The sequence below is a fragment of the Corallococcus llansteffanensis genome, from assembly GCF_003612055.1.
GTDB lineage: Bacteria > Myxococcota > Myxococcia > Myxococcales > Myxococcaceae > Corallococcus > Corallococcus llansteffanensis.
Genome location: NZ_RAWB01000634.1, coordinates 1 through 5,349, shown reverse-complemented (window position 1 = coordinate 5,349; position 5,349 = coordinate 1). Strand labels below are relative to the sequence as shown.

Annotated in this window: 4 protein-coding genes; 3 read left to right on the top strand and 1 reads right to left on the bottom strand. The window is 71.1% G+C overall.

The window, feature by feature from the left end; translation table 11 throughout:
- The first annotated feature begins 180 nt into the window (after positions 1–180).
- The 3 genes from D7V93_RS36940 to D7V93_RS36930 all read left to right on the top strand — a co-directional run bounded on the left by D7V93_RS36940 (position 181) and on the right by D7V93_RS36930 (position 2,998).
- Complete coding sequence (locus tag D7V93_RS36940) at positions 181–546, top strand: VOC family protein (RefSeq protein ID WP_120647820.1); 366 nt, start codon at positions 181–183, stop codon at positions 544–546.
- Positions 547–582: 36 nt separating this feature from the next.
- Complete coding sequence (locus D7V93_RS36935; RefSeq protein WP_120647819.1) at positions 583–1,179, top strand: hypothetical protein; 597 nt, start codon at positions 583–585, stop codon at positions 1,177–1,179.
- 226 nt (positions 1,180–1,405) lie between these two features.
- Positions 1,406–2,998, top strand: a complete 1,593-nt coding sequence (locus D7V93_RS36930; RefSeq protein ID WP_120647818.1) for a response regulator — start codon at positions 1,406–1,408, stop codon at positions 2,996–2,998.
- A 46-nt stretch (positions 2,999–3,044) separates the two neighbouring features.
- Here the strand turns inward: D7V93_RS36930 and D7V93_RS36925 are convergent.
- Positions 3,045–5,349, bottom strand: a 2,305-nt coding sequence (locus tag D7V93_RS36925; RefSeq protein ID WP_120647817.1) for a carboxypeptidase regulatory-like domain-containing protein, incomplete at its 5' end; no start/stop codon positions are given.

Genomic DNA, 5,349 nt, shown 5'->3' with positions numbered 1-5,349 from the left:
GCTGGCGTTGGCGGCGGGGTACTACGACCAGGCGCACCACGTGCGGGAGTTCCGGGCGCTGACGGGGATGACGCCGGGGGCGTACGCGCGCGAGCAGGGGCAGGTCGGATTCGTACAATCCTCCGGCGAGGCGGATGCGTAACGTAGGGGCGTTTCCTTCTTCCAGGAAGAGGCCCCGTCATGTCCACCGCCCCGCAGCAGGCCGAGCAGCACCACCGCATCGACTACATCGAGCTTCCCGCCAAGGACATCGCGGAAGCGAAGCGCTTCTACGGCACCGTCTTCGGCTGGCGTTTCGAGGACTACGGTCCGGCCTACACGAGCTTCATGGACGGCCGGCTGAACGGGGGCTTCGACGTGGAGCTGCCGGTGGCGAAGGGGGGACCGTTGATTGTCCTGTACTCGAAGGACCTGGAGGCGACGCACGCGAAGGTGCGCGAGGCGGGAGGGCGCATCACGAAGGACACGTTCTCGTTCCCCGGCGGCAAGCGCTTCCAGTTCGCCGACCCCACGGGCAACGAGCTGGCGGTGTGGACCGAGCCTTGACGCGCTGAGGTCATCCGCCAGGGCCGCGGGATTTCTATGTCCAAGCGACAGCTCCGTCTCCTGATGGCCGCCCTGCTCATGGGCTGTGTGCGGGGCCCCCGGTCCCCGGCCGTGCTCGTGGAGGACGACAGGTCCATCGCCTTCCCGGAGTTCTCGGACGACTCGGTCGTCGAACTCCAGCCCGCGCAGCGCCCGTACGTGCTGGAGGGCGCGCTGCTTCAGGCGCTGATGATCGCCACGAACGACTTCCTGCCCCCGGCGTCGAAGGACGTGCCCTGTCAGGACCGGCCGGAGGCCCAGCGGTATCTGGCAATGCGCCGAGGCGAACTCTTCTTCATCCACATCTCCGAGGATCCCGCTGCCTGCGGGAAGACCTACCCGGCGCTGGACTCAGGTGCCTGGTACGCCATCAGCCGGGATGGGCGGATCCGACGGCGTGTCGTGGACGGCATGGCGGACCTTCCAGCGGACGCGGGCGGTGGAGCCTCCCAGGCCGTCCCCGCGCAACCCGGAGTGGCCCCTGCGCTGGACTCCTCCTGGAACGACCCCTCGCGGCCCTGGCCCGAAGGCCTGCGCGACGGAGGCATCCCGGCAAGCACGGATGCAGGCCCAGGGCCGGCGGGTCCTCCGTAGGTCTCCCTGCTCCGCACCCTGTTTGTGCGAGACCCGACGTTGCGTCCCACCGCCTGGCCGGCTGTCCCCCAGGGAGGCAGCCAAGCCCCTTGTCTCCACCTCAACAGTCACCATGCCCTCGGATGCAGGGGCTGTCGCAGGCTGGCTAAACCGTTCGGGTCGGGGTTCGCGCGCTCTCCTGCGCTCGGCAGAATCCGGTCGGGTTCTCTCCCTGGGAAAGTCGCTCTTGCTCGCCACCGCTACCGCCACCGTCCTTCACGTCAACGATACGCCCGCGAGTCTCTACCTGGGGACCTTCTCGCTGCGCCAGGCGGGCTACCACGTGCTGGAGGCCGTCACTGGCGGCGAGGCCCTGCAGGTCGCGCTCGACGGGCGTCCCGACGTCGTCGTGCTCGACGTGAAGCTGCCGGACATGAGCGGCTACGAGGTGTGCCGGCTCTTGAAGGCGGATCCGCGCACCCGCGACACCGCCGTCATCCACACCTCCGCCACGTTCATCACGGCGGAGAAGAAGGTCATCGGCCTGCGCGCGGGCGCGGACGTCTACCTGACCCAGCCGTTCGACCCCGAGGAGCTGATCGCCACCGTCAACAGCGTCCTGCGCCTGCGCCGCGTGGAGCGCGAGGCCCTGGCCAACGCGGCACGCCTGGTGGAAGCGGACCGCAAGAAGGACGAGTTCCTCGCGATGCTCGGCCACGAGCTGCGCAACCCCCTGGCCGCCATCTCCGTCGCGGTGCAGATGCTCGGCCAGAAGGACTCGAAGGGCCTGTCCGAAGCGGACGCGCGCCGCCGCTCCATCATCGAGCGCCAGGTCAATCACCTGCGCCACCTGGTGGATGACCTGCTCGACGTCAGCCGCATCACCCGGGGCAAGTACGCGCTGCGCAGGAACCGGCTGGACCTCAACACCGTGTTGCAGCACGCCTTCGCCTCCGCCCGGCCGGTGATGGAGGAGCGCGGGCTGATCATGCGGGAGTCCCTGCCCGCCGAGCCCTGCTGGGTGGACGGCGACCGGACGCGGCTGGAGCAGGTCTTCACCAACCTGCTGGACAACGCCGCGAAGTATTCGCCCGCGGGCAGTGTCGTCACCGTGGGCGCCCACGGCGACGCGGACCACCGCGTGCGCGTGTCCGTGCAGGACACCGGCATCGGCCTCCCCCTGGAAGAGCAGGAGCGCATCTTCGAACTCTTCGCCCAACTGGACACGGGGCTCGCGCGCAGCCGGGGCGGGCTGGGCATCGGCCTGACGCTGGTGCGCCACCTCGTGGAGGAGCATGGCGGACAGGTGGAGGTGTTCAGCGAAGGCCTGGGGCAGGGCAGCACGTTCACCGTCACGCTGCCCCTGCTGGTGGACGCGACGCAGCCGGCGCGGCCCGACGCGGCCCCGGAGCGCATCGACCCGCGCAAGGGGGAGTGGCGCATCCTCCTGGTCGATGACAACCCCGACGCGCGCGAAGGCCTGAGCGAGATGCTCCAGATGTGGGGCCACACCGTCGCGGTCGCCTCGGACGGCCACGAGGCGCTCGCGATGGCGACCCCGGGCACCTACGACGTCATCATCCTCGACATCGGCCTGCCTGGCCTGAGCGGCTACCAGGTGGCGGAGGAACTGCGCACCCGCGTGGCCGCGGACGCGCACCTCATCGCGCTCACGGGCTACGGGGCGCCGGAGGACCGGGCCCGCAGCGAGGAGGCCGGCTTCGACCTGCACCTCGTCAAGCCCGTGGAGTTGGTCGAAATCGGCCGCGTGCTCGCCCAATTGGGTCCGGTGAAGCGCGGCGCGCACCGACGGCAGTCAGCGCGCGCGAAGAGCGCGTGAGGGCCAGGCCTCGCGCGCCGCCGGGTGTCGGCGCGGAAGGCCGCGTTCAGGGCGCCGGGACGCGCAGCACCAGCCCGCGCGGGAGCTCCAGGGTGCTGCCCGCGCTCAGTCCCCAGGCGGCGACGGAGCCATCCCGGTACAACGCCAGCGAGGCGAAGTCCGGACCCGCGACCAGGGCCACCACGTTCGCCTGCACCGGCGGCGGCACGCCCGTGCCCAGCGTGTCATCCGCCTCGCCCCACGCGATGACGCTCGTGTCCGACGTGACGGCCAGGCCGTAGATTTCCGAGTTGCGGCTCAACGCGACCGTCGTCACGCCGGTCAGCCCCTGCGGCAGGGGCGTGCCGACCGGCGGGTAGCCCCACACGACGAGGCTGCCGTCCGCCCTGCGCGCGACGCTCTGATTCCGCCCCGCGGACACCTGGACGACGTCCGTGAGGCCCTCGGGCACCGTGGACTGGCCGTAGTTGTTGTTGCCCCACGCCACCACGGTGCCGTCCGCCTTGAGCGCCAGGGCATGGGACACCCCCGCGGAGAGGGCGATGACGTCCGTGAGGCCCTCGGGCACCGTGGACTGGCCGCTGCCATTGGCGCCCCACGCGACGACCGTGCCGTCATCCTTGAGCGCCACGTTGAAGTTGAAGCCCGACGCGATGGCGATGACGCCCGCCAGCCCCTGGGGCACGTTGCCCTGCCCGTTGCTGTTGCGCCCCCACGCCACCACCGTCCCGTCCTCGCGCAGCGCCAGGGCATCCTTCTCCCCGCTGGACACGCTGACGATGCCCGTCTTCGCCTTCTCCGGGACGTCCTCCACCGGCTCGGAGGAGAAGCCGGAGAAGTAGCCGAGGGTGGCGTCGGGCTTGACGCCCAGCGCGTAGAACAGCCCGCTGGCCAGCGTGGTCTGCGCCACCACCCGGATCTTCGCGGAGAACGTCCGCGAGGGGTCTTCCGTCTTCATCACCACGTCCCACAGCCCCGGCGACACCGTATGGGGCAGGCGCAGGATGATGCGCGTGTTCGAGCGGAAGAGGACCTCTGTCGCGGCCACGCCGCCCACCGTCACGCTGAAGGTGTCCCGCGAGTAGTCCAGGTTCTCACCCGTGAGGGTCAGCCGGCCGCCCTGCACGCCGCGCTCGGAGAAGGTCGTCACGGTGGGGGGCTGCAGCCGCGTGAGCAGGAACGACGTGGTGGCCGTCGCGCCCGCCGTCACCTCCACCGACCGCGTCTCCTGCGTGTAGTGCTCCTTGCGCGTCACCACCTCGTAGGTGCCCGTGGGAATGCCCGCCATCACGAAGCGGCCCTCGGCGTCCGTGGTGGCGCGCGTGTTGGTGCCGGTGAGCGACACCGTGATCCCGGAGGCGCTGGCCCCGTCCGACAGCGTGACCTGCCCCTCCACCCGGCCGCGCAGCCGCACCAGCGTCAGCGCGGTGAAGACGCCCGGGCCCTCCTGGACCTGCACGGGCTGACGGTCCTCCGCGTAGCCCTCCAGCGAGGCCCGCACCTCCTGCCTTCCCGTCGGAACGCCGGTGAAGACGAAGAGGCCTTCCGCGCTGGTGGTGGTGCGCAGGGTCGTGCCCGTCACCGACACCTCGATGCCGCCATTTTCCAGGTCGCCAGCGTCGTCGCGGGACACGCTGCCCCGCACCTCGCCCTTCATGCGCGGCAGCGTCAACGTGACGGAAGCCGCCTCCGACGCCTTCACCACCACCTGCTGCCGCGCCACCACGAACAGGTCCTTCTCGGCCAGGAGCGTGTAGGTCCCGGGCAGCAGGTTCCCCAGCACGAAGCGGCCCTCGGCGTCCGTGGTGGCGCGCGGGGTCTCACCCAGCAGGGACACCTGGATGCCGTCATGGGCCGTGGAGCCCTCCAGCCGCACCTGGCCCTCCACCCGGCCGCGGATCCGCGCCAGCACCTGCGTCACGGGCGTGGAGTCGCGCTCCTTCACCTCCACGGACAACTGGAGCGCCGTGTAGCCGTCCTTCACGGCGACCAGCGCGGAGGGGCCCAGGGGCAGGTCCTCCAGCACGAAGCGGCCCTCGGCATCCGTGGTGGTGGCCGCGGAGGTGCCCGTCAGCGTGACGGCGATGCCGGCGGAGGTGCTGGCGGCTTCCAGGGTGATGACGCCGGAGAGGCGGCCCCGGGCGCGCTGCATCGACAGCGACAGGGTGGGGGCGTCGCCCGCGCTCAGGGACAGCGACTGGCGCACCGTCGCGTAGCCCGGCTTGGAGGCGGTGAGCTCGTAGGTGCCGGGCGGCACCGCTTCCAGCAGGAACCCACCGCTGGCGTTCGTGGTGGCGCGCAGCGCCGTGCCCGTCAGCGCCACCTCGATGCCCTCGGGGCTGGCCGCGTCC

Excerpts from the sequence above, each read along its gene's own strand:
- D7V93_RS36940 (WP_120647820.1), top strand. The coding sequence starts at position 181 with ATGTCCACCGCCCCGCAGCAGGCCGAGCAGCACCACCGCATCGACTAC.
- D7V93_RS36935 (WP_120647819.1), top strand. The coding sequence starts at position 583 with ATGTCCAAGCGACAGCTCCGTCTCCTGATGGCCGCCCTGCTCATGGGC.